The organism is Thiothrix eikelboomii, from assembly GCF_900167255.1.
GTDB lineage: Bacteria > Pseudomonadota > Gammaproteobacteria > Thiotrichales > Thiotrichaceae > Thiolinea > Thiolinea eikelboomii.
In genome coordinates, this window is sequence record NZ_FUYB01000003.1 from 122,478 (window position 1) to 147,566 (window position 25,089).

Sequence of the window (25,089 nt, forward strand, 5' to 3'; positions counted from 1 at the left end):
GGTTTTACTGATTTTGGCGAGTTAACGGCAAGATAGTTAGGCAACTTAAGCACAGAGCTGCACCAAGATAGCGATCACCCGCTTTTAAATGGTGAATTCACCAGCATGAGGATTCATCAGCAGGGCTAGGACAAATAATCGGCACTTACGCAACAACCAGTAGCCACTGCGTAAGTGCTTGGCAAGTGACTAGACTAAGCTAGACTAAGACCTCCAGATCAGCTCCGGCACATAACTCACGCAAATTCTTATACCCTAATTTCGCATAAGTTAAAGGATGTGCCACGGCAGGATCTTGCTCAGCCTCGACGACTAACCAACCTGAATAATCAGCGGCTTTCAAACCTTGGAAAATCTTAGGATAATCGACACAACCATCCCCCGGTACCGTAAACACACCCGCTAACACTGAGTTCAAGAAACTACTATCCCGATTCAACATCTCATCTAAGACAGCACGGCGAATATCTTTACAATGCACATGATTAATCCGCTTCGCATGACGCTGTTGCACAGCAACAGGATCACCCCCTGCATAAGTTAAATGCCCAGTATCCAGCAATAAACCCACAGCCTCATGCGTATTCGCCATTAAATGATCAATATCAGCTTCAGTCTGTACCACCGTTCCCATGTGATGGTGATAAGCGATTTTTACACCCTGCGCTAGCGTATACTCAGCCACTTGATTCAATTTAGCACCCAACTCAGCCCATTGCTCAGCCGCTAACACCGGGCGTTTAGAAACCGGTGTATCCCGCTCACCATGCACACAGCCTGTCACCTCACAATAAACCATCGCGGTTGCACCTAAACTTTTCAACAAAGTTAAATGCCCTTGAATCGCCTCGATTTCCGCCTCTACACTACGCTCTAACAAGCGACCACTAAACCAACCTGATACCAACCGCAAACCTTGTGCCTCTAAAATCGGCCCCAACACCGCTGGATCACGCGGGAATTTATTGCCCAATTCAAACCCAGCATAACCCGCCTCTTTGCCCTCACTCAAACAAGTGTCCAACGAAGTCTCTGCCCCCAATTCAGGCATATCATCATTCGTCCAAGTCAGCGGATTAATCCCAATTCTTACGCTCATCTCATTAATTTCCTGAAAATTTTATTTAAAATATCTGATCGTCGCTGGCGGGTTTGTGGGAGTTTTCATAGAGCCACAGCCGCCTCAGTAAGGTTGCTTACGCTTAGCCTCAACATACTGCTGATGAGCAGCCTGCACTTGCTCACGCGGCGATACCTCCGGTACAGCCACATCCCACCAGCACCCACCCGCTGAAGTCATAAACGGATCAGTATCGAGGGCAATCACATACGACTGCACTGACTCACGCGCCCGCCCTAAAGCAGCCTCTAACTCACTAATACCCACGACCGACTCAGCCCTTGCCCCCAAAGCCCGAGCATGCGCCGCAAAATCAATCTTCGGTGCACCCGCCTCAACAGCTACACAATGCTCCAACAAATTATTAAACCCTGCACTGCCTGTCGCCTGCTGCAAACGATTAATACAGCCATAACCCCGATTATCCAACACCACTACGATCAATTTGCAGCCAAGCATCACACTGGTCGCCAGCTCAGAATTAAGCATCAAATACGAACCATCACCGACCACGACAATCACTTCGCGCTCTGGCTGTGCCATCTTCACCCCTAACCCCCCCGCAATCTCATAACCCATGCAGGAGAAACCATATTCAAGGTGATAACCATTCGCTTGATCAGTACGCCATAACTTATGCAATTCACCGGGTAAACCACCCGCTGCACAGACAACAATATCCGAAGCCTGCCCAGTACGCTTCACCGCCCCCAAGACTTGCGCATCAGAAGGTAACCCCGTGCGAGTGGGCGTGGATAACTCAGCAGCAGTGACTTGCTCATAATAAGCATTCCACTCTGCGATTGCGCTCTGCCCTTGAGCCAACCAAGTAGGATTTGCTTGCCAACCACTCAAACCCTCACTCAACTGCTGCAAACCGACCTTCGCATCTGCAATCAAACTGAGTGCGTTATGCTTAATCGCATCAAATTTAGCCACATTGAGCTGAATTAACTTTAACTCTGGATGAGCAAACACCGTGCGGGAGGCCGTGGTAAAATCTTGCAACCGTGTACCCATCGCCAATACCAGATCAGCCTCTTGTGCCAACTGATTGGCAGCACTACTACCTGTTACACCGATTGAGCCTACATAATTCGGATGATTCCAAGCCAAAGAGCCTTTCCCTGCTTGAGTTTCAGCGACCGGAAGATGATGAGCCTCCACAAAACTTTTCAGTTCAGTGGTGGCTTGTGCATACAAAATTCCACCACCGGCAATCACTAAAGGTCGCTTGGCTTGTTGGATTGCAGCGAGGGCTGCCTGCAATTCACGCGCATCAGCCGGTGGACGGCGTGGATAATGTACCCGTTCAGCCAACCAGCTCAGTGGATAATCATAGGCTTCAGCTTGTACATCTTGCGGCAAAGCCAAAGTCACAGGACCACAGTTTTCTGCATCGACTAGGGTTTGCATCGCAACTGGCAAACTCGTTATCAACTGCTCAGGGCGCGAGATACGATCAAAATAACGACTCACGGGGCGAAAGCAATCATTCGCACTGATCGTCGGATCACTAAAACATTCAATTTGTTGCAAGACAGGATCAGGGGTGCGATTTGCAAAAATATCCCCGGGCAACAGCAAGACTGGCAAACGATTTACATGCGCTAAAGCGGCGGCCGTCACCATATTAGTCGCACCAGGGCCAATCGACGTGGTACAAGCCATCATTCGCTGGCGGTTATTAGCTTTAGCATAGGCAATAGCTGCATGCGCCATGCCTTGCTCATTGTGAGCGCGCAAAGTCGGTAAAGTCGCGCGGTATTGATAGAGTGCCTCCCCCATACCCGCGACATTCCCATGCCCAAAAATCGCAAATACTCCTGCAAATAAAGGCAATTTTTGCCCATCGACCTCAGTATATTGCACACTTAAATACCGCACTAAAGCTTGTGCCATCGTTAAACGAAGGGTGCTCATGCTGCTAACTCCTGTGATGCAATCTGGGATGCACGACTCGCACGCCAAGCTGCAATCAATTGCACATAATTCTCGCCCACGCTTTGAATCAGTGCTTGGTCATCCAGTTGCTTCGCTAACCATGCATGGCTTGGCTCAGCAAATAAACTGCGCCCGACCGTAAAACCTTTGCAAATCGAATATTGGGCTGCGATTTGGAAGGAAGCGATTAAACTCTCAATACTCGCCCCCAAACCCAACATCACCACCCCATGACAATAGGGATCACGGGCAGGGATTAATTGGCTCAGTTTCTCCCAACTAGCAGCCGATTGGGGTGGCAATTTCCACCAATCAGGAAACACCTCAAGATTATATAAGCGCTCTAAAGCGAGCACTGCTAACTCATCATTTGGCGTACTCGACAGCGGCGGAATCAGCTCTAATAACAATTCATGCCCACTGGTTTGGCAGGCCGCGAATAACTCTTGAATTTGGCGTTCTTGCTGTAAGCGTAAACCTAGTTCATCATCGGTGTGATAAAACACCAAGCACTTCACAATATGCTCTAAAGGCCAGTTGATTAAGCGTGAACCAATCGAGCGCCCACCTTCCAATTCAATAGGGCGTGACGCGGGTAATTCGACTGGCCGCCCAATCCACCAATTGCGCCCCGTGACATCATTGAGTGCATCTTGTCCATAGGTATCATCAATCAACACCCCCCCGGATTGTGCGGCTAACTGTGTCTTTTGCATGGCATATTCGACCGACTTCACTAATAAGCGCTTGAGGGTTTTAATTCGGGCAGGGTCAGCCCCCACCGATACCGCCGCCTCATAGAGTTGCTTACGATGATCAAAGGCCAAGACACAAATATCGGGGCGGGAGGCGGGTTTGCGGGTCGTGACCCTATGTAATTGATTGAGTTTTCTGTCTTGATCCGGGTGTGGAATCGAAGCAGAATTTTTTAGGTAGTAAAATAACTCTGCTTCACTGGGAATAGCGGGTGCACAACCATGCCGCGACACCACCAAAGCCCCACAAGCATTCGCATAGGCGGTACAAGTTTCATACGACTCACCGCGTAGCCAACCGCGTAAAAAGCCCGACATAAAAGCATCACCTGCACCCAAGACATTGAGCACGTCAACACGCACCCCTTGATAGAGCTTAAACTGTTCACTGCTATTTGGAATTTCGCCATCAAGTACCGTACAACCGAGAGGGCCGAGTTTCAAAACCAGAGTGGCCTTGCTCAAAGCACGAATCTGTTTCAAGGCGGTAATAGTATCCGTACTACCACCAGCAATATGGATTTCCTCTTCCGTGCCGACAATCAAATCACAATCAGAAAGAAGCGTCTGGAGGTGTTGCGTCACGCCCAAGGAGGAGATAAAACGTGTCTCACCATCCCCCAGACTAGTTAAGCCCCAAAGCACGGGGCGATAGTCGATATCCACAATAATCTTAGTGCCTGCGGCTTTGGCGTATTCCATCGCAGTCTTACTTGCGCGATAGGTGGATTCGGTAGAGAAATGCGTACCTGTAATCAAGAGCGCTTGGCTGGATGCAATGAAAGCAGGATCAATATCCTCCGCACTCAATGCCATATCCGCACAATCGCTCCGGTAAAAAATCAGTGGGAAGGTTTCACGGTCTTTAATCCCTAAAATAACCAGACCCGTTAGGCGCTGTTTATCAGTAACCACTTGGGAAACATCCACACCTACACGGGCTAATTCTTCACGGACAAAGCGCCCCATGTGTTCATCGCCCACACGGGTAAGCATAGCCGAATTTAAGCCCAAGCGAGCGCAACCATAAGCAATATTCGCTGAAGATCCGCCTAAATACTTAGCAAAACTCCCCATATCTTCTAAACGGCTACCAATTTGCTGACCGTATAAATCGACGGCTGCACGGCCTAAACAAATCACATCGCGGATTTTCGTCGGTGTATTCATGGGTGCAGCATCCATTCATGAGCTGGGTGATTCTTAAAAACCCAGCGGCGCGTCGGACCCGCCATTACATTCAAATAATACGAATCATAACCATGCGCTGCTGCCACCGGATGATAACCACGCGGCACCAACACTACACAACGATCTTCCACCGCCATCGTTTCATCGAGATCTAGCTCATCGGTAAACACCCGTTGAAAGCAAAAACCTTGTGATGGGTTAAGCCGATGATAATAGGTTTCCTCTAAGAAGCTTTCGTGTGGAAGATTATCTGCATCATGCTTATGTGGCGGATAGCTGGACCAATTTCCGGCTGGAGTTTTGACCTCGACCACTAATAAGCTATCGGCTGGTTGATCTTGTGGCAGAATATTGCAGACATAGCGTGTATTACTGCCCTGCCCACGTTGCTCACGGCTCATAGTTTCGGGCTTAAGCCAGCGGGTGGGATGGTTGCCAAAACCCGGCGCGCTACAAACGGCCAACTCCACATCGGTATTGGCTTTCACCTGTACTGCTTCACCGTTTTTCACATACACTGCATGTGGGGCGAGATCTTCAAACACATCCATGCGCTCGCCCACCGTGTTAAACTGCTGCTCGCCTGCTTGAATATCGGCAAGCCCAGCTAATAGCACTAAACATAATTCTTGATCGGATGCGGGCAGGTCTAAGGTCTGCCCGGCTTGCAGGTCATAAGCAGCAAAACCCACATAGCGCCACTGCGCATTGTCAGGGGTAATATGCTGATAACGACCCGTCGCATCCGGTTGTGGGCGGCGTAATAGGCTCATGACTCAAACTCCTTAGAGATCGACAGGCTGACCTGTTTTTAAGGATTGCACAGCGGCATCGGCTAAACGCAAAGCCGCTAAACCATCTTCCTCACTGGTCGCTGGCTTAGAGCCTTGTTGCAGGGCTGCCACAAAATGTGTTAACTCAATACGATAGGCATCGGCATAACGCTCAAGGAAAAAGAATTGTGGCTTCGCACCCATGACCCCCTCCGCACCTGCAAACTTCACGGTGTTTTCAAGCTGATTGCCTGCTTGCAACATACCTTTTTCACCGAAAGCTTCAATGCGTTGGTCATAACCATAAGTGGCACGACGGCTATTAGTAATAATCGCAATCGCCCCACTCTGAGTGCTTAAAGTAACACTGGCCGTATCGACATCACCCGCCTCACCAATCGCGGGGTCGACTAATACGCTCCCAGTCGCATACAAGCGAGTGGGCTCTTCGCCGAGTAACCAGCGTGCCATATCAAAATCATGGATCATCATATCGCGGAACAAGCCACCCGATACTTTGATGTATTCAGCAGGGGGCGGTGAAGGATCGCGGCTAGTAATAATCAGGGTTTCGAGCTTGCCAATCACCCCTGCTTCCATTTGCTTTTTCAGATAAGCGAATTGGGGGTCAAAGCGGCGATTGAAACCGAGCATACAGGTAATGCCAGATGCTTGCACCGCAGCACTACAGGCCTCTGCACGCGCATAACTTAAGTCAATCGGCTTTTCGCAGAAGACAGGTTTGCCCACCGCTGCACAGCGTTCTAATAAAGGAGCGTGGGTATCTGTCGAACTAGCAATAATAAAAGCATCTACATTGGAGCTTGCAAACATCTCATCCAAACTAACGACTTTAGCAGCGAATTTATCGGCAATTTTTTCAGCCGCAGCGGGCAACACATCGACCACTTCAGTAATCCGTGCACCGGGGACGGCTTGTACCGCTAAAGCATGTACTTGCCCAATACGGCCTGCACCAATCAAACCAAAACGAACCTCTGCCATAACATCTCCTCTAAATTTTAGTGTTGGATATGGCAGAAGTATAAGCCAAAATAGAATAATTATTCCAGTTATTTTAAATTAAGAAATAAATTTTCTATTTTAGTCGTTAGCCAGCTTAGCCAGAGGTTTAGAACATCCTTTGCCTTGAGTTTGAGCGCTTACTATCAAGCTCCGCTGTACAAAAACAATGCACGATGGTACTAAATGGCTGATCAGGCTTCAGTAAACGTTTGAATTGCAGTACGTCGGCCTGCAGGGTGCTGAATTCAGCGGGCAACTGACTAGGAGCTAGCCATTCGGGTAAATAAGCCTGAATGTCGCTGAACAATTGTGCACCCCATAGTTTCTCAAGCAACCAACTGTATTCACTCTCGTCCGATTCGATATAACGAGCGGGCGTTTTTTCATCTAAATTAGCTAACTGCTTAGCGGTTGAGAGAGCGGCTTGCAACCCGCCTAAAGCATCTACTAAGCCACGATCGAGGGCTTGCCTTCCTGTCCAAACTCGCCCTTGTGCCACGGCATTCACTGCCTCTACACTCATATTGCGGGCTTGGCTGACATGCCCCAGAAAGTTTTTATAAGTAGCTTGGATATTAGCGGCCAACAGCCTTTCAAAACGTGGATCGAGTGGCTTGAGGGGATCACCGGCTGTTTTTAACCAAGTGGTCGCATAGCCCCCTTGATGCACCCCCAATTTATCCATCAAACCTTCGAGAGTTGGAAATAAGGTAATCACACCAATGGAACCAGTAATGGTTGCTGCATCGGCATAAATTTTGTCAGAGGCGGTCGCAATCCAATAGCCTCCTGAAGCGGCAACATCCCCCATCGACACGACAACAGGCTTCCCCGCCTCACGGGCAGCCGCTAATTCACGACGAATTAATTCTGAGCCAAATACTGCACCACCGGGGGAGTTAACTCGCAAGACAATCGCTTTAATCGTCTCATCTAAGCGCGCCTTGCGCACCAAAGCGGCTGTTGATTCACCACCGATCGTCTGGCGTGGTGCTGTACCATCAATAATCTCACCCTCAGCAACAATAATACCGACACCTGCGCCACTATTGATGGGTTGAGCGACATTGGCTAGATAAGCCTCATAATTAACTTGGCGGAAAGTGTGGTTGTCAGTATCTTCAGCCCCAGCTTGAATAAACTCATCGCGGACTTGTTGAATATCTTTTAAGCCTGTGACTAAGCCTTGATCTAAGGCCATTTTGGCCAAATCCCCACCTGCTGCTTCTAAAGGCTCGGGTAAGGCATTGATCAATTGCATGATTTTGCCCTTGGGTAGCTCACGCGCCGCTTCCAGCTCGCTGGTCACTAATGACCATAGATCATCCAATAAATAAGCCGAAGCCTCCAAGGTAGCCGTAGAAGGCGCTTTATCGGTAAATTGCTCCGCCATATTTTTATACGGGCCGGTACGCACCACATGCACCTTGACACCCGCTTTTTCTAGAGCTTCAGCATAGTAACTACTCTCCCCCCCCAAACCATCTAGCATCACGACACCTGCTGGATCAAGTAAGACTTCATTCGCTTGTGCTGCCAAGAAATATTGTGCTTGCGAATAGTGACTCCCCCAAGCAATCACGGGTTTGCCTGAGGCTTTGAACCCCTGCAAACCGGCAGCCACATCACGTAAAGAAGCCAAACCGCCGCCCGCAAAATCATCAAGCTTGAGTAAAATACGGGTAATATTCGGGTCGTCGGCCGCTGCTTTCAAAACCGCTAAAACATCACGTAATTGGACTTCGCTAGTCAATTCACCACTCGTTGCCAATGACAACAGTGAATCATCTGGGGTACTTTTTTCTTCGACCAGCTGACCTTTTAAGTCCAGAACTAAGGCAGTTTTATCCTTAAGGACTACCTGATCACTCGTGCAGGCTCTCAGCAATACAGATACGAGTGCCATTAAAACCACTAAAGTGAGTAGATTAAAGACCCACCGACGAATAGTAGTCAACCAACGCCCTAAACCACTAAAAAAACGCCCAAGTAACCCTTGGCGAGGGGGCTGCTCTATCTGAACCTGCATCTTTGGTTGTCCATCCATTGAAATAAACTTGGATTCTAGCCTAGCTTTAAGCCAGAAGCTCAGCAGATTTCGTTTATTTTTCGTCAAAATTTCAGGACAAAATGGTGCGATCCACGGAAACTAAGGGTCATGAAACCTCAATCCCTAGCCAGTTTGCGAGCGTTTGGGTGATTAGGTTAAGTGAAACAACGAGTGTCGTCAGTTCGGAGGGAAGCGATGAACATCTTGATCAAACTACCGATAATTGCTTTATTATTGATACCTTCAATAGGAGCCGCTGACCGCTTTATTCATCAAGCTTTGCCTGAGTTAATAGTCGATAGCCAGTATAGTGCTGAATATTATGCGGATAATAGTTGCAAGGCCAATAAAAAACCCAGATCCATCGGTTGCAAATTTACCTGCAAGCCCTGCCTTATTCCAGTTTGCAATAATGGTGTCTGGGAATTAGAACCACAAGACCCTCCTGATTCCTGCAATCCGCCTCGCATTCCAGTTCCTACCGAGAATATGACTTGCAAAATTAAAACCTATGAATTTTGCCCACCCTCATGTCATAGCTGCACACGTGAATAATCATTCAGAGGTTTAAATGGCCCACCCAAGCTTAAGAAATTTTATCCATAAGGAATTTATTATGAAAGCTCAATTATTATTGATTAGCTTGCTACTCAGTGGGTGTGAATTAGCTTTAGCCGAAAGCTATGTCAATCATCCTTTGCCGCTAGGTGGTCAATGGAATAAGGGTGCTGAACTCATCATCCAAAATGGCACTAACCTAACCGTTTATATTGATCATAAAAAACGCGGCCCATTTAATGGCTCTTATTATAAATATCATAATGGTGAACATTTAATTTCTGTAGATTTTACAGATGCACCGGGTTGTTGTACAGGTCGGATTGATATGAATGGGCGAATCATTCAATGGAGTAATAACTCTCAATGGACGAAGGATGAATTTAAACCTGATCCAGTTGTGCCACCACCGAGTTCCTCTAGAACTCCGCCTTCAAAAAGAACTTATCATGATGACAGGATTCAACTAAATGGCTATCGCTTGGATTGGTGCTTGCATCGTGGTACTCAATGTGGCAAACCGGCGGCTGACTCTTGGTGTGCAGCCATAAAAGGCATCTATCAATGGCGATCCGTTCAGTTTACACAAGCGCCGGATATAGGAAGAATCGCCCCTACTTATATTTTAGGCGATAAAACCCTTTGCCAAGCCCCTTCTTGTGACGGTTTTGCATCTATTACTTGTGAACCTGTTCCGGGGGTTTTCATTCATGACAATTAGTTTGATTAGTTTCCATTAAACTTGAAGAGGCTATTAATAATAAATAACCTATCTTCTATAAAAAATTTCCGAATAACTTTCTAATTTTTTTGGGAGCTTATTAATGTTTATTTCAAAATTTAAAAATAACCATTACTGGTTATTCTCTATACTAATTCTGTTATTTATCCTTGCAAGCAAGCCGAGTTTAGCTGCGACCACTGCCAGTAGTCAGTCATTATTTACGCTCAGCTCGACTCCTGATCTTAAGTCGACTGCTAAAGACCTTAGCACTATTCAAGCCGTGCCGATCAGTTTAAATACTCAGTTTTTAGCACAGTTTCCCTCAACAATGGCAGCTGTTAGTGCTAATAAACTCAGCAACTCACAATTAGCCGCCTTGGATTTTCAACTTAATCTATTTGGGCAAGTCTTGCCTGTTTCGGTGACGCGGCTCGAACCCGCTTCGGTAGGAAGTTTAGCTATTATTGGTAAGATCAAGGATGATCCTTTAAGTAGTGTTGTTTTGATTAAGCGTGGTGATATTTTACAAGGCAATATAATTTACAAACTAAGAACTTTCCAAATTCGCAGTTTGCCAAAAAAATTACAACGCACTATAGAGGGTAAGCAATTTAATCATATTTTACAAGAAACTGATCCTAGCAAACTCCCACCCGATCATCTTCCGGGTGAAATCCCAGACGAGTCTAGAGCGATTGATCATTTAAATGATAACCACGAATCCGCATTAAAAACAGCGAGCGATGATGGTTCTATTATTGATGTCCTAGTCATGTATACCAAAGCAGCGCGTGAAGAACTCGGCGAGGTCAATGATATGGAAGCCTTGATTGACCTTGCAATTATTGAAACCAATGAGGGTTATGCTAACTCGGATGTTAAGCATCGTTTACGCTTAATCCATCGGGCGGAAATTGATTATACCGTGGTGGATCGCACCTTAAGTAAGCCACTCAAAGAATTGGCTCGGACGAATGATGGCATTATGGATAATGTCCATAAACTCCGTGATGAATACAGAGCAGATTTAGTGACCTTATTAGTACGAGTCCCCCCTACACCAACTACCCAAAAAGCCGTCTGTGGACGCGGCTATCTTAACGTAGAGGCAAGCAAAGGTTTTTCAGTAACTGATTATCGCTGTGCCACCGGCCCTGGTAAATACACCTTTGCTCATGAGCTTGGGCATAACTTTGGCGCACAACATGATCGTGCCCAAATCATTAAGGGCGGTAACAATCCAGGGGCAGGCTATAACTTTGGCTATATTAATACCACAGAGGGCTGGCGTACTATGATGGCCTATAACGACAACATCAATTGCCCTTTGAAACTTTGTACACGACTCAATTATTGGTCTAACCCTAATATTCTTCACGATGATCAACCGATGGGTGTAGCTGATATTAATAATGGTGCTGATAATCATCGTCAACTTAATACCACTGCTCAACGGATAGCTAACTACCGAGTTTCACGCCCTGCCCCAACCTTAATCGCGCCTAAAGGCAATATTGCCAGCACCACACCGACTTATCAGTGGCAAGCTGTGCATTATGCCAATTGGTATCAATTAATTGTTAATGATCGTAGTGGCAAACGAATTGAAGCTTGGTATACCGCTACTAGTTTAGGTTGTGCTGAAGGCCAAGGTATTTGCAAGGTTACACCTAATATTAGCGTAGCTGGCTTTGGAACTTGGTGGGTAGAGGCGAATAACAATATCAATGGCTACTCCGCTTTAAGTGAGCCATTATCGTTTAATCTCGTAAGTCTACCCGAAGTCGTATCGCTATTAGCACCGGAAGGCGATTTAGGTTTAAATCGACCTAATTATCGTTGGCAAGCCTTAACTGATGTGGATAGTTATGAACTCAGTGTTAAAAATGCTTTAGGTCAAGTGTTAACACAGCGTTATAGCCCTGAGCAAGCTGCTTGCCTTGATAGCTTATTAGTTTGCTCAGTCACCCCTAATCTCACCCTAGCTAGTGCTAATTACTCTTGGAGTATTCGAGCAATTAATGCGGCGGGTATAGGAGCTTGGAGTCCGGCTAAGAACTTTACTGCATCTACACCAAGACCACCCCTTGCCGCTAATTTGCTAGCACCTATAGGTATAATTGCTAATAATAAGCCAGTTTTCACTTGGAAAACGGTAAAAGCAGCAACCCATTACCGTCTTAAAGTCGGTAATATTATTGATACCACCTTGTCGTTTGAAGCAGCAGGCTGCCCTCCAGAAAATACGACTCAAATCTGTCAATACACTAGCCCCTTTGCTATTCAAGATACCAATACGATTACTTGGTCGGTTCAAGCCTCGAATAGTGCGGGTGCAGGTGCACTTGCCAGTCAGACCTTCAAAATCCTAGGCGCTGGTAGTCCACCGACTGCACCACAATTAATCTGGCCAATTGGTGCTGTTGAAGCGAATTCATTTGAATGGTCGGATGTCAGTAATGCGGAACAATATAAACTTTGGGTTGCCAAAAAATCCACAGGTACAGTTCTCCTTGAAACCACTTATGATAAAAATCAATTAACCCATCATGCCAGTAGGAACTCATGGAGTATACCAAGTAGTGTAAGCTTCACTGAAGGCGAGGAATACCTTTGGAAAATGCAAGCTATTAACGCTAATGGAGCGAGTCCTTGGAGTCAGACAGCTAGCTTTAGCTTTGCACGTATTGAGTAAATCCAATCAACTATTTTATTAATTACTTAGTCGAGAATGGAGCGGACTGCGATCGAAGAGAACCACCTAGGCTCAACACTATTGGGCTATCGTTTCAGCGAGCATGGTATTGAATATCGTCTCAAGCTTAGACACCAAGCCCAAATTTCTTTGCAAAACCAGCTCATGCGCGCCCAAGCCTTGTTGAATACGTTGTTTCGCAGCAGTCAACAAGGCTGGGTACTCTGCAAATGCTTGTAACTTCAAACACTTGGCTAGGTTTTCAGCGACTACTATACACTGCCAAGCCAAGTTTAATTGCCCCTGCGCGGCTTTCGCTACCCCGATCCCTAACATAACCGCAATCTGCCCTTCCCGATCCCCCAAATGCAAATAATCAGTCATGCTGCTTTGTAATAACTCCAAAGCCGGCGCTATCTTTCCCTCATTTAACTCTAACCAACCTAAGGCACAAAGAGCCTGAGCACGATACAATAACACCCCTAATTGCTCAGTGAGTTGCACACTTTGCTGGAGATAAGCACGCGCGGCTGGCAGCTGTTGCAATTGAGCATTCACTCGCCCTAGATTAATCAGTGCATAAGGCATACTTAAGGTCAAACCCAGTTTTTGATTTAAACTAATGCACTCTTCAAATAAAGGAATCGCCTCATCATAGCGCCCAAGTTTGAATAAAGCATGCCCAACATTCACTAAATTAATCTGATAGCCCCCCTCATCACCCGCATCCATAAACAACCGCATACTCTGCTGACCGCAATCGACTGACTCTAAATAGCGCCCTTGTAAACGCCGCAAGATACTTAAGACAAATAAGCTTCTAGCAATTTCTACTTTTCCACCAAACTGAGCCGCTAATTGAGAGCCGATACTTAGATAGTGATCCGCCACGCTGTGCTTATCGAGCACCGCTGAAATACCCCCTGCCGCTAATAAAGCCATACCTTGCGCTAAACAAGGTGGAGTCTGCTGATGAAGGGCTAAAAAGCGCGCTAACCAGTGATCACCTTCCTGCCAATGATTGGCTAAAAACCAAAACATCCCCAAAGTACCCACCAGCTTTAAACCCAAATGGAGCAATTGAGGCGCTGATTGCTGTTTAGCCTCAGCACATAAGCGCAAACACTCCCTTAGATTATCGTGCTCTTGGGCTAATTGCTGGATACTCGCAAATTGTTGCCCCCCTAAAATAACCGCATCGGCCACCGTGGCTTTCGCAAGATAATATTCAACAAACCGTTGGGTTGTCGTTAAATGGCTGGCTTCAGCAAGATAGGAGTGACTGGCATAATGGCGCATCACTTCATGCAAAACATAGTGTCCGTTTGGCTGGCGATTCAAGATTGACTTATCAATCAAGCTGCCATAATCGGCTAAACCAGCACCCGTTAAAGCAGAGGCTGTCTCTCGGGTAAAGCCGCCCCGAAACAAAGCTAACATTTGCATAATCTGCTGCTCACGGGTACTGAGCATTTGCCAAGTTTGCTCCACCACTTGACTTAAGGCACTCACTGGAGTGGCAGCTGCTGAAGGATTCACTGCTTGTAAATGCTGAGTTAACTCCCTTAACACTTCCGCACAGGATAAATGCTTCAGCCAACTTGCCGCGATTTCAATCCCCAAGGGCATCCCATTGACTAAACGACAAATCTCCAAGATAAGGGCTTGATCGTCAACCGTCGGTGAAAACTGATAATGCACTCGCCGTGCTGCCTGCATAAATAAGGCAAACGCCGCACACCGAGGAGCAGCGGCTAATTGCTGAGCGACTTTTAAACCCTGCAAACGATATAACCACTCACCATACACTTGCAGTGGCTGGCGAGAAGTTGTCAGGATTTTTAACCCCGAACAACTCGCTAATAAGCACTCACACACGGCCGCTTCAGGCAATAAGTGTTCGATATTGTCTAAGACTAATAACACCCGCTTGCCTGCCAAAAAACGCTGTAATTGCTCAAGCGGTGGACGCTGCCCTTGCAAACTCACCTTAAGGACGTTAGCAATGGCACCAGGGATCAAGTCAGCACATTGCACAGCAGCTAATTCAATAAAATAACAGCCCTCAGGAAACTGCTGGACAACCGAGTTGACCACAGCCTTGGTTAATCTGGATTTTCCGACCCCACCTAAGCCGAGCAGGGTGATTAACCGACAACTAGGATCAAGGAGCATATGCTCCAAATCTTGTAATTCTTGAGCGCGCCCTAGCAGCGGTAATAGCCCCTCACTCGGCGACTGGGGAGCTTTAGCCTGCAGTGTCGAAGTGAGTAAGCTATACCCTCGCCGTGGCCAGGTTTTTAAAATCTGGTGCTTACTGTCCTGTAAGGCCTGACGAATCTCGGCAATACACTGCACTAACGAATCATCGGTGACATTTAATCCACGCCAAATCGAAGCAAATAACTCAGCCTTGGTCACCACTTGGTTAGCGTGCAAAGCAAGATAATGTAAAACCTTGAGTGATTGATGGCGTAAAGCACAGGTATTTCCCTGTGAATCCATCAAAATTTGTTGAGTTAAATCATAATGATAACAGCCGAGATCCAGCCTAGTAGAGTGTAAGCCTTCTACCATAAGTTCACCAAAAACACACCAATGCTTAGAGCATAGACTATGCCTAGAGGCCACTGCTAATTTTTAGTAGCTGTTTACTCGCCCGCTCATTTTGTGCTATAGGCCAGTCAGGTGTCTGGTTACAATCACGACTGCGAGCATGATCTCCAGCTATCTCTAACTTTGACCGCGACCAGGCGGAGCCTTATCTATGAAAAAACCAACCATTGCGCTCACTCTCACCCGCTACGGCTTAACAATTGCGATAGTCCTCGGCTTGGTGACTGGCTCGATCCAAATTATTCGGGATTATTCCGATGAAAAACTACGTAATGACAGTTTTATCCAAAAAATGCTGGTGCTAGCCTCTGCTGGAGCAGTACAAGCCGCTTTTCAAATTGACAAAACGCTAGCGGAAGAAGCCGCCCAGCCTCTGTTGGTCTATGATTTTATTACGGCAGTCACCATTATAGATGATCGGGGCATCCATATTGCCGACCTAGCACGCAAGCCACCCCCCAAAGCGATTGACCAGTTAACTGGGCTATTCACCGAATCCTACAAACTCTATGAAATCAAATTAATAGAATCAAAGACGGGTATTTATGTTGGCAAGCTCAGTGTTGAGGTGCGTAGCGGTATCCTGCTGGATGATTTCTATGACCGCTCCATTCATGTCATTATCACCGGTATTCTCAAAAACCTATTCTTGACAATCCTGCTGCTGTATCTATTCCATCTAGTATTATCCTTACCTTTAAGTATGTTGACTAAACGTCTAAATACGGTCGACCCACGCAAGCCAGAACCCTTCCGTTTGCCGCAGCGCATTGCACGCGCTAATAACGAAATCACCGAAGTAGCCTTATCCGCTAACCATATTTTGCGAGCTAGCCAAGACTATTTGCATGAATTGGAGAACTCACAAGCCTTGACTAAAAAAATGACCAATCAATTACGTCATTCAGAACGTTTATCGGCGATTAGCCAGTTAGTCGGTGGGGTTGCTCATGATTTCAATAATATTCTGGCAATCATCTTAGGGAGTTTAGAGTTATTGGAAAATCAAGCTTTAGATGAACGTGGCAAGCGACTGCTGACGATGGCACGTGATGCCACTGACAAAGGCAGTAAGTTGACTTCGCAATTACTGGCCTATTCGCGGAATCAACCGTTAGAACCCACCCCTATTCTGGCTAGCGAACTACTACCAAACATGGAGCAATTATTGCGGCGGGCTTTGGGTGAGCAATATGCCTTAGAATTTATTACGAGCAGCGGATTATGGCATTGCTTTGCCGACTCCCAACAATTGGAAACCGTCCTACTCAACCTAACCTTGAACGCCCGTGATGCGATGCCAAACGGCGGGAATCTAACCATTGAGGTACGTAATACTTGGCTCGATGTTGAGTATTGCGCCCAAGAAGGTGAGGTTGAGCCGGGGCAATATGTCTGTTTTGCAATCAGTGATAATGGGACGGGTATGAGCAAAAAAGTTATCGCCCATGCATTTGAACCCTATTTTTCGACCAAACCCGTCGGCAAAGGCTCAGGCTTGGGCTTGGCAATGGCTTATGGTTTTGTCAAACAGTCAGGCGGGCATATCAAAATCTATAGTGAAGAGGGTCAAGGTACGACGGTCAAACTCTATCTACCACGCTATAGTCAACTCGTTAAACCCAGCACCTTTTCTGAACCGACTGTGGTTCTTGTCCCCGACTTTGCGGGCTACTGTATTTTGGTGGTTGAAGATGACCCCTTAGTGTTGGAGGTCGTCAAAGCTCAACTGATGGAGATGCAGATTGAGGTGATCACCGCCACCGATGCTAAAACGGCGCTGACGGCGTTTCACCATACCCAAAAGCTAGATGCCGCCCTGATCGACATTGTGTTACCGGGTCATTTAAATGGCCGCCAGCTAGCCAATTTATTGGAAGCTGAACGCCCTCATTTTAGAATTGCCTTCATGTCCGGCTATACGGAGAATGCCATTATCCATAATGCGCGCTTAGATGAAGGTGTGATATTGTTACAGAAGCCATTTTCACGCAAAAATTTGGCTCTGGTTCTTAACCGCTTGTTGAAGAGAGGCAATGCTGACCTAGAACAGGTTCAAGCGGTACTGGATAAAAACTGAGGGACTTTACCGATGGAATCCTGTGTCCGCCTTCTTTTGGCTGTTGTAGTTATTTCATTAACTTGGGTCACCGCCTTAGTGCCTGTGGCAGCCGAAAGTCCTGCCCGCCCGCCCGATCCAAGCAAGTCTCAAGCACCCACCACTGAACCTCTGCAGGTACGCCTCACCCGCACCGAGGGTACAGATCTAGACAATGTGATCTATTTTGCTCTGTTAAAGCTAGCTTTAGAAAAAAGCCAACGACCTTTTGAGATTAAGATTACCGAAGTCCCGACCTCAACCCCCGCTATCCGCATGATTACTAACCCAGAATTGATCAATGTGGTTTGGATGGGTACAGCCCAAAAATTTGAAGAGCAATTATGGCCGGTGCGCATTCCGCTGTTACGTGGGCTAGTCGGATACAAGGTATTATTGATCAGAAAAGACATGCAGCCTCAATTCGATCGCATCAAAACCGTCCAAGACTTGGCGAGTTTAAAAGCTTTAGTTGGTTTAAGTTGGGTAGACACTGATATTTTTACCCACCACAAGCTACCCTATGTGACAGGGGAATATTCCAGCTTGATGCCGATGTTGACTTCAGAGCGTGGTGATTATTATCCACGCAGTATCTTTGAATTCAACCAAGAACTTGATCCAGAAAAATATCCAGCGATTACGCTTGAATCTAGCCTACTCCTGCACTATCCCTTAGCAATTTATTTCTTTGTCGCCCCCGGCAATCAAGCTTTGCATGAGGCTTTACAGGAGGGCTTAGAAAGAGCGCTGGCAGACTCCTCCTATAACCAATTGCTGGCTAGCCATCCGGTGACCCGTGACGTGTTCCAGACTTTGCAGTTGCGCAATCGCCGTTTGCTGACCTTGGAGCATCCTTTTCTAACCGACGAAACCCGTGCTGTGCTTGCCAAATACGGTCTCAACCCGCAAAATATTTCTAATATCAATGATCTAGGTACTAGCCATCATGCGCACTAAATCATTTCAATGGTTGCCCTTGCTGGTCGTTATCTCTGCCATTCTGTGGATAATGTGCTCAGCACGGGTGATGGCGAAGCGACCACCTGTACCTACTAACACCCTGCCCCAGCAACCGACTTTACAGGTAAGGGTCACTCAAGCTCAAGGTGTTGACCTAGATAAGATCATCTATTTTGCTTTACTGAAACTAGCCTTAGAAAAAAGTGGGCGCAGTTATGAGCTTAAGGCCATCTATGTCCCAGAAATACGCCCTGTCATGCGTATGCATACTAACCCTGATCTTATTAATGTGTTCTGGAAAGGCACCTCACCCGCATTTGAACAGGAGTTTTTGCCAGTTAGAATTCCCTTATTGCATGGTTTATTGGGTTATCGCGTGTTTCTAATCCGCAAAGACAGCCAAGCTCAGTTTGATCAGGTCAAGACGATCGCTGATCTTGCTCATTTCCACGCCTTACTCGGTCGAGATTGGATAGATACTGAGATCTACCGTGCCAACCATTTACCTGTGGTCGCCAGCTTCTACCCTAATCTCATCCCGATGTTGGCCGCTGGGCGGGGCGATTATTTTTCACGCAGCATCCTCGAAATCAATCAAGAATTGAATACCGATCAATACCCTGAAATTAGCATTGAACAATCACTCTTACTGTATTACCCCTTAGCGATGTATTTTTTTGTCGCCCCCGACAATCAGGCGCTACACGATGCTTTATACCAAGGTTTGGAAAAAGCTATCGCTGATGGTTCTTATGACAATCTACTGGCCACTCATCCCTCGACCCGTGACCTATTCAAGACGCTACATTTGAGCGAGCGGCGTTTACTCATGATTGAAAACCCACTCCTGAGTGAGGAAACCCGTGCTGTACTGGCGAAATACGTGAGTAATCCACAGGATATTTCCAGCCTACCGGGGATTGGAAATAATCATTAACTTAAGCGTAAAGGCCTCAAGCTAAGCTTGCTGATCACTATGAATGATAATTTTATTTTGCAGCCCGTCAAACCGCATCTGGGGCAAGTCAAGGTCTTAGCGGTCGATGATGAAAAAACCATTTTGCTGTTTCTGGAAACTATCCTGCACAGTGCAGGCTATCAAGTGATTTGTTGCAGTGACAGTTTAAAATGCCTTGAGCTGGCTCAACAAGAACGCCCTGATCTGATCCTATTGGATGTGATGATGCCCGATATGGATGGTTTTGAAGTCTGTAAACGACTTAAAGAGTTACCGACGATTAGTAAAATCCCCGTTATTTTCATTACCATCAAAGGTGAAGCGCAAGACAAGATTGCAGGCTTTAAATCCGGCGGTGTGGATTATATCACCAAACCTTTTGAAGCCGAGGTCTTGTTAGCACGTTTGCAAAAGCATATGGACATGTATTGGCTCAGATGTGCACTAGAGCAAGCCATTAAGTTGCAAACTGAAAAACTGAATAACATCAAACAAACTTTGTATGAGGCGAATAATTTCTTAATTGAGGATAAAGCACCTGGTGTTTTGAGTAATCTAGAAGAGGGTAGTATCCGGCTCAACCTCACTGGCATGTGCTTACAGATTAACGCAACCGCCTTACGGTTATTGGGTTATAGTCAGGATGATAATTTATTGGGCAATCACCTCAATCTTGATCCGCCTGATCTAGAACACGGTACGCTGGACTTATTGGGTAATCGTATCTCAACCCAGGAGGAGATTCTGCTACTAGATACGGTGTGGCATGATCGCAACGGTCAAGATTTTCCGGTCGAATTTCGGTCTAAGCTGCTGCTCAATAAGCGCGGTGAAACCAGTGTTCTCATCAATTTTAGTGACATCAGTCAGCGCAAACGCATCGAATCTAGACTCCATGCACTGGCTTATAAAGACTCCATGACTGGCCTTTCCAATCGCACACTGTTCATGATGCTTTTGCAACGGGAATTGGCGCAGCTCCATGCATCCAATCAGGCATTTGCCTTGCTGTTACTGGATGTTGACTATTTTAAACAAGTCAACGACGGTTATGGGCATATGATCGGCGATGAGTTACTGATCATGATGGCCAAACGTCTACTCACCACTGCGATTCCCAATGACAAAATTGCCCGCTTAGGGGGCGATGAATTTAGCCTGATTATTAATGGTTTCAAGGATAAAGAAGAACTCTTGACCTTAGTCGCTCAGCTTGCCAAAACACTCAATGAAACTTATTACTTCGAATCAGGTATCCATTTAAATGTGACCATCAGCATCGGGATAGGTATTTGCGATGACCGTACCCTCAGCGTCGAAGATCTGCTCGGTCGCACCGATCTTGCCTTGTATAAAGCCAAAGAAGATCGAGTCGGCCATTATTATCTGTATGATACAACGCTCTCACAAATACAAGGGCTAGAACTCGAACTCAAACAAAAATTTCCTGCCTTACTGGCGAATAATAGCCTGTTTGTGGAATATCAACCGCAATTCTCCACCCTGACCCAAGCCTACAACGGTGCTGAGGCCTTAATTCGCTGGAATCATCAAGGTCGAGGTAAATTACAAGCTGAAGTGTTTTTTGAAAGTGCCAAAAAGAAAGGCTTTATTCGGGAAATGTCTTATTTTGTCTTGCATAAGGTCTGTGAGCAAATCAGCCAATGGCTAAAACAAGAAGTCGATTTTAAAGCGATCTCCGTGAATATTTGTGCTGAACAAATTATGCAAGAAGATTTTGCACAAAAAATTCTAGCACCCATCAAAAAACACCACATACCTTTTGATAAAATTATTCTAGAGGTTACCGAGAATTCTCTGGTTAATATTTCACCTCATAGTCTCCAAGCCTTAGAGTATTTGCATCAATTAGGTATCCGGTTTGCAATTGATGATTTTGGTGTTGGTTTTTCTTCGATCAAACTACTCAAAAGCTTTCATTTTGATATTTTAAAAATAGATAAGTTATTTATTGCAGAAATACTCCATGATGCAAAAAATGATCAAATCGTCAAATCTTTAATTTCACTAGCAGCTAATTTAAAGCTTCAAGTCGTTGCCGAAGGGGTAGAAACTCAAGAACAATTGCTATTTCTGCGCGACCATCATTGTGACTGTGTTCAAGGATTTTATTTTAGCCCTTCACTCAGTGGTGCCAAACTAGCTCATTATTTTACACCTAAACCTCAGAAGAAAATTTATGATAACAAATATTGAACCGATGGATGGTGTGAATCTTGAGCAAGGCTTGAGGAATACGGGTGATTCGGTCAAGGTTTATACGCGCTTATTAGCGAATTTTTTTATATCTTGCCCCGATTACCATCAACAACTTCAAGCCGCCATTCAGGAAAACAAACCTGAACAAATAAGAAGAGTTATTCATAAATTGTACGGAGTGAGTGAGTTATTAGGTGTAGAATTAATTGCCCGAGATTGCAGCTTTTTATTATCCAACCCACAAACCCAAGCAGAAAACCAATTATTAATGGAGTCTAAGTTGAGCAATTTATTATTGCATTTAGATAGGATATATATGCAAAATCAAGACAAGATTCAGATATGGAACAAGCGCTGATTATTCTATTGGTTGAAGATGAAACCACCTATGCACAACTCTTAGAGCTGTTTTTACTCGACTATGGTCATCAAATTCACAAAGCGCATAATCTAGCCGATGCACAACAACTGTTAGAGAATAAATTTGATTTATTAATAACTGATATGAATTTACCGGATGGTGATGGCAATCAATTAGTGCAGCTAGCACGAGAAAAATGGCCTGATTTAGCTGTTATTTTTATGACCGGATATATGAATAATGTCAAAATCTCAAATAAAATTGATCAAGAAAATAAAACTTTTTTTTTCAAAAAGCCGTTTTCTTTAAAGCAATTATTAGAAGGTATCAGCCTAATTACTCAACAACCCCATTGCGAGTGATTTTCGTCGAAATTTCGTCTAAGTTTCGTTTAAATTTCAGGACTTTCCTTCCTTTCAAAGCGATAATCTAATTTACTCTAGTATCAAGCTTGATGAGGATTTTTAAATGAAATTTCAATATTTACTCTTATTGAGTCTTAGTTGTGGACTTTATACCACAACCACACAGGCCTTAGTTGCCCCCACTAATATGGTTTGCTCAGCCGACAAAACACCGATTCGGTTTAATGTGAGTTTTAATGCCCTTTATGAAAATGCGATCATCATCAAGCATGCTAAAACTCGAAAAAATATGATGACTTTTAATAACTATTACCAAAGAGGTGCAGGTGATAGTTGGAAATCGGGTGCAGGAAGTTGGGTGGCTGAGCAAGGCGGGTGCTATATCATCATGGGTTATCATAAAAAGGGTAAACCCGATGCCAGTAAGCCCTTTCAGCAAAGTAAAATACGCCGAGAAGGTAGTCGTATCGGTTTCGAAGATGCCACGGATAATGATTTTCAAGATGCTTTAGTCGAGTTTATACAGCTCGCACCGCCAGCTTCATCGACACGGAACTAGCGAAATTCATTTCAGAAATGAGCAAGATCCTAACTCTTGGTATTGCGTTAAATAAAAACCCCAAAATAGTCACTAATTTAAAAGGTAAGAAGTTAAACTATGAAGCGTCAGTACTTGCTGCCTGTAATCGCACTATTAGCTACCTATGCTAGCCCCTCACTCGTGAAGGCAGCATTACAACCTTCTGAATTTGAAAAGTATTGCTCACCCACTAATTCTGCTGAAAATCGAATTTTTATTCGAGACAGTTTATCTGCCTCGATTTATCTATTTAAAGATGCAGTCACTCAACCAAACACTACTGTTTGTCTCTTAGAGGTCCGCTTAGATTTTTCAAATGCAGATATGGATTTCCCTATTAAGGTTGCTAATAATGTAAAAATACTAGGCACAAGAACTGCAAATAACTCTGGTTCTAGTTTATTTTCAAAGAATCGTGATTATTCAAGACGTATAGGAGATAATATTATCTATTACAAGGATTTATTAGAGCTAGATGGAGATAATATAACTATTAATGGTCTAGGAATTTTTGGTGGAAATTATACACCAAGCAAAAATCACTCTAATGGAATCGTTATAAATAGCAAAATAGGCATCAATATTGGCAATGTTGAAATGGCAGGCTGGGGAACAGCTGCAATCAGCATTAGAGATAACATGGGTGATCGCCTTAACAAAGAAAACCCCGAGTCCGGCGTTTATATTCATGACTCCTTCCTTCACCATAATCAAAATACTAGTTTAGGATATGGCATTGTCTTACATGATTCTGCCTATGCCTTAATCGAGCATAATGTCTTTGATTTTAATCGTCATGCGATTGCAGGAGATGGTAGCAAAGGAAGTGGTTATTATGCTTATCGCAATTTAATTCTAAAAGGCGGCGGTGATAATGGTTTAAATCATACACATCAGCTTGACATGCATGGAACAGACTCTGGTATTCTTCATCGCGGGGGTGATGCCGGTGAATATATGGAGATCGGTGAAAATAGTATGCAATACAAAGAAGGTGTTGGCTTCTTTTTAAGAGGTAAGCCTGCTATTCAATCCTATTTATATAAAAATTTCTTTGCACATCCGGTATTAATTGATAAAGTTTTGTCGAGGGATGGAGCAATTAAATATTACTATAGCAATACCACTCGACGCTATGAAAACACCATTAAATACGATACTTATGGTTCTTATTCCGTTTGCGACATAGATGGTGATGGCAAAGATGATCTCGTTCAACCTGCAGGAGCTAGTTGGTGGTACAGCGGACAAGGTAAATACCCGTGGACTTTCTTAGAAAGATCTTACACAACACTCGCTGAGGTCACAACCTTCACTGATTTTAATCAAGATGGTTATTGTGATGTCGTCAGGCTTGATCCCTATAGTGTCATTGAAGCCAGTGGTTTTTCTAAAGATACCTCAGCTTATAAAGCTGTCATTTACAGCCCATTAAAAAAAGAGACTCTTAATTTTGATGATCTTTATTTTAATAGCAAAAATCTAAGTATTGGAGATTTTGATGGAGATGGATTTAATGATTTCTTCACTACGGCAGATAATACTTGGTTGATGTACTCTACACAAACTAAAGCTTGGCATACTCTCAATACCTCTAGCTATCCATTAGCTAATTTAGCTTTTGGCGATTTTAATGGTGATAAAAAAACCGATGTTTTAGGTATTTCTGATAGCAAAAACGGTTGGGTTGTCTCTTGGTCAGGAACATCCGCGTGGCAGAAAATCAATAGTAAACTATCTAGCAAGATTAAAAGCTTTAAAATTACGGACGTCAATGGAGATGGCAAGGATGATGTCGTTTTAGTGGAGGCCAAACTGGTCTCTAGTAGCAACCCCGCTCAAGGCTATTATATTTACACTAATATTTCTTTATCTGGACAAACTAACTGGATTAAAAAAAGACATCATATGCCTTATAAAAATGGTTGGGAAGGATCACAACCTTTAAAATATTTCATCGGTAAATTTGATAATCAGGCGGGGGCTGATTTATTAGTAGTCGATACCCTACGTAATGGCTATCTTTCCAGTAGCTTCAACACTAATTTGCAAAAGCACAGCGTTGAATTTTTTAATTACTAAACTGACACCA

General features: G+C 44.9%; 17 protein-coding genes. 10 read left to right on the top strand and 7 right to left on the bottom strand.

Annotation, left to right across the window (positions count from 1 at the left end; translation table 11 throughout):
* Positions 1-199 precede the first annotated feature (199 nt).
* The 6 genes from iolE to sppA all read right to left on the bottom strand — a co-directional run bounded on the left by iolE (position 200) and on the right by sppA (position 8,838).
* Entirely contained in the window at positions 200-1,099 is a 900-nt protein-coding gene (gene iolE, locus B5D50_RS04445) for a myo-inosose-2 dehydratase (RefSeq protein ID WP_078921378.1), read from the bottom strand.
* Between the two features lie 84 nt (positions 1,100-1,183).
* Positions 1,184-3,043, bottom strand: coding sequence for a 3D-(3,5/4)-trihydroxycyclohexane-1,2-dione acylhydrolase (decyclizing) (iolD, locus tag B5D50_RS04450; RefSeq protein ID WP_078921379.1), 1,860 nt, complete (start codon positions 3,041-3,043; stop codon positions 1,184-1,186).
* Positions 3,040-4,989, bottom strand: coding sequence for a bifunctional 5-dehydro-2-deoxygluconokinase/5-dehydro-2-deoxyphosphogluconate aldolase (locus B5D50_RS04455; RefSeq protein WP_078921380.1), 1,950 nt, complete (start codon positions 4,987-4,989; stop codon positions 3,040-3,042). Before B5D50_RS04455 ends, iolD begins: the two co-directional genes overlap by 4 nt.
* Complete coding sequence (gene iolB / locus B5D50_RS04460; protein WP_078921381.1) at positions 4,986-5,783, bottom strand: 5-deoxy-glucuronate isomerase; 798 nt, start codon at positions 5,781-5,783, stop codon at positions 4,986-4,988. The genes B5D50_RS04455 and iolB overlap by 4 nt, the downstream gene beginning before the upstream one ends.
* A 12-nt stretch (positions 5,784-5,795) precedes the next feature.
* Positions 5,796-6,788 carry an inositol 2-dehydrogenase gene (gene iolG / locus B5D50_RS04465; RefSeq protein WP_078921382.1) on the bottom strand — a complete coding sequence of 331 codons (993 nt, stop codon included), beginning with the start codon at positions 6,786-6,788 and terminating at the stop codon, positions 5,796-5,798.
* 127 nt (positions 6,789-6,915) lie between these two features.
* Positions 6,916-8,838 carry a signal peptide peptidase SppA gene (sppA, locus tag B5D50_RS04470; protein ID WP_159448569.1) on the bottom strand — a complete coding sequence of 641 codons (1,923 nt, stop codon included), beginning with the start codon at positions 8,836-8,838 and terminating at the stop codon, positions 6,916-6,918.
* Positions 8,839-9,475: 637 nt separating this feature from the next.
* Here sppA and B5D50_RS04480 point away from each other — a divergent pair.
* Positions 9,476-10,138 (top strand): hypothetical protein, encoded by a 663-nt coding sequence (locus tag B5D50_RS04480; RefSeq protein WP_078921385.1) that lies wholly within the window; start codon positions 9,476-9,478, stop codon positions 10,136-10,138.
* A 103-nt stretch (positions 10,139-10,241) separates the two neighbouring features.
* On the top strand, positions 10,242-12,836 hold the full coding sequence (locus B5D50_RS04485; RefSeq protein ID WP_078921386.1) for a M12 family metallo-peptidase: 2,595 nt from the start codon (positions 10,242-10,244) through the stop codon (positions 12,834-12,836).
* Between the two features lie 78 nt (positions 12,837-12,914).
* Here B5D50_RS04485 and B5D50_RS04490 read toward each other — a convergent pair whose 3' ends face one another.
* Complete coding sequence (locus tag B5D50_RS04490) at positions 12,915-15,341, bottom strand: ATP-binding protein (protein WP_234975799.1); 2,427 nt, start codon at positions 15,339-15,341, stop codon at positions 12,915-12,917.
* Positions 15,342-15,603: 262 nt separating this feature from the next.
* Between B5D50_RS04490 and B5D50_RS04495 the strand changes: the two genes are divergently transcribed.
* The 8 genes from B5D50_RS04495 to B5D50_RS04530 all read left to right on the top strand — a co-directional run bounded on the left by B5D50_RS04495 (position 15,604) and on the right by B5D50_RS04530 (position 25,079).
* Positions 15,604-17,532, top strand: coding sequence for an ATP-binding protein (locus B5D50_RS04495; protein WP_078921388.1), 1,929 nt, complete (start codon positions 15,604-15,606; stop codon positions 17,530-17,532).
* A gap of 12 nt (positions 17,533-17,544) precedes the next feature.
* Positions 17,545-18,510 (top strand): type 2 periplasmic-binding domain-containing protein, encoded by a 966-nt coding sequence (locus tag B5D50_RS04500; protein WP_078921389.1) that lies wholly within the window; start codon positions 17,545-17,547, stop codon positions 18,508-18,510.
* Complete coding sequence (locus B5D50_RS04505; RefSeq protein ID WP_078921390.1) at positions 18,500-19,450, top strand: type 2 periplasmic-binding domain-containing protein; 951 nt, start codon at positions 18,500-18,502, stop codon at positions 19,448-19,450. Before B5D50_RS04500 ends, B5D50_RS04505 begins: the two co-directional genes overlap by 11 nt.
* Before the next feature lie 39 nt (positions 19,451-19,489).
* Positions 19,490-21,688, top strand: a complete 2,199-nt coding sequence (locus B5D50_RS04510; RefSeq protein WP_078921391.1) for a two-component system response regulator — start codon at positions 19,490-19,492, stop codon at positions 21,686-21,688.
* The gene (locus B5D50_RS04515) at positions 21,672-22,049 is read left to right on the top strand and encodes an Hpt domain-containing protein (protein ID WP_078921392.1); all 378 of its coding nucleotides are present in this window, start codon (positions 21,672-21,674) and stop codon (positions 22,047-22,049) included. Before B5D50_RS04510 ends, B5D50_RS04515 begins: the two co-directional genes overlap by 17 nt.
* A complete protein-coding gene (locus B5D50_RS04520; RefSeq protein ID WP_078921393.1) occupies positions 22,034-22,414 on the top strand; it encodes a response regulator in 381 nt (126 codons plus the stop codon). The genes B5D50_RS04515 and B5D50_RS04520 overlap by 16 nt, the downstream gene beginning before the upstream one ends.
* A gap of 106 nt (positions 22,415-22,520) precedes the next feature.
* Positions 22,521-22,976, top strand: a complete 456-nt coding sequence (locus tag B5D50_RS04525) for a hypothetical protein (RefSeq protein ID WP_078921394.1) — start codon at positions 22,521-22,523, stop codon at positions 22,974-22,976.
* A gap of 99 nt (positions 22,977-23,075) precedes the next feature.
* A complete protein-coding gene (locus tag B5D50_RS04530; protein ID WP_078921395.1) occupies positions 23,076-25,079 on the top strand; it encodes an FG-GAP repeat domain-containing protein in 2,004 nt (667 codons plus the stop codon).
* The last annotated feature ends 10 nt before the right edge of the window (positions 25,080-25,089 follow it).

Excerpts from the sequence above, each read along its gene's own strand:
- iolE (WP_078921378.1), bottom strand. The coding sequence starts at position 1,099 with ATGAGCGTAAGAATTGGGATTAATCCGCTGACTTGGACGAATGATGAT.
- iolD (WP_078921379.1), bottom strand. The coding sequence starts at position 3,043 with ATGAGCACCCTTCGTTTAACGATGGCACAAGCTTTAGTGCGGTATTTA.
- B5D50_RS04455 (WP_078921380.1), bottom strand. The coding sequence starts at position 4,989 with ATGAATACACCGACGAAAATCCGCGATGTGATTTGTTTAGGCCGTGCA.
- iolB (WP_078921381.1), bottom strand. The coding sequence starts at position 5,783 with ATGAGCCTATTACGCCGCCCACAACCGGATGCGACGGGTCGTTATCAG.
- iolG (WP_078921382.1), bottom strand. The coding sequence starts at position 6,788 with ATGGCAGAGGTTCGTTTTGGTTTGATTGGTGCAGGCCGTATTGGGCAA.
- sppA (WP_159448569.1), bottom strand. The coding sequence starts at position 8,838 with ATGCAGGTTCAGATAGAGCAGCCCCCTCGCCAAGGGTTACTTGGGCGT.
- B5D50_RS04480 (WP_078921385.1), top strand. The coding sequence starts at position 9,476 with ATGAAAGCTCAATTATTATTGATTAGCTTGCTACTCAGTGGGTGTGAA.
- B5D50_RS04485 (WP_078921386.1), top strand. The coding sequence starts at position 10,242 with ATGTTTATTTCAAAATTTAAAAATAACCATTACTGGTTATTCTCTATA.
- B5D50_RS04490 (WP_234975799.1), bottom strand. The coding sequence starts at position 15,341 with ATGGATTCACAGGGAAATACCTGTGCTTTACGCCATCAATCACTCAAG.
- B5D50_RS04495 (WP_078921388.1), top strand. The coding sequence starts at position 15,604 with ATGAAAAAACCAACCATTGCGCTCACTCTCACCCGCTACGGCTTAACA.
- B5D50_RS04500 (WP_078921389.1), top strand. The coding sequence starts at position 17,545 with ATGGAATCCTGTGTCCGCCTTCTTTTGGCTGTTGTAGTTATTTCATTA.
- B5D50_RS04505 (WP_078921390.1), top strand. The coding sequence starts at position 18,500 with ATGCGCACTAAATCATTTCAATGGTTGCCCTTGCTGGTCGTTATCTCT.
- B5D50_RS04510 (WP_078921391.1), top strand. The coding sequence starts at position 19,490 with ATGAATGATAATTTTATTTTGCAGCCCGTCAAACCGCATCTGGGGCAA.
- B5D50_RS04515 (WP_078921392.1), top strand. The coding sequence starts at position 21,672 with ATGATAACAAATATTGAACCGATGGATGGTGTGAATCTTGAGCAAGGC.
- B5D50_RS04520 (WP_078921393.1), top strand. The coding sequence starts at position 22,034 with ATGGAACAAGCGCTGATTATTCTATTGGTTGAAGATGAAACCACCTAT.
- B5D50_RS04525 (WP_078921394.1), top strand. The coding sequence starts at position 22,521 with ATGAAATTTCAATATTTACTCTTATTGAGTCTTAGTTGTGGACTTTAT.
- B5D50_RS04530 (WP_078921395.1), top strand. The coding sequence starts at position 23,076 with ATGAAGCGTCAGTACTTGCTGCCTGTAATCGCACTATTAGCTACCTAT.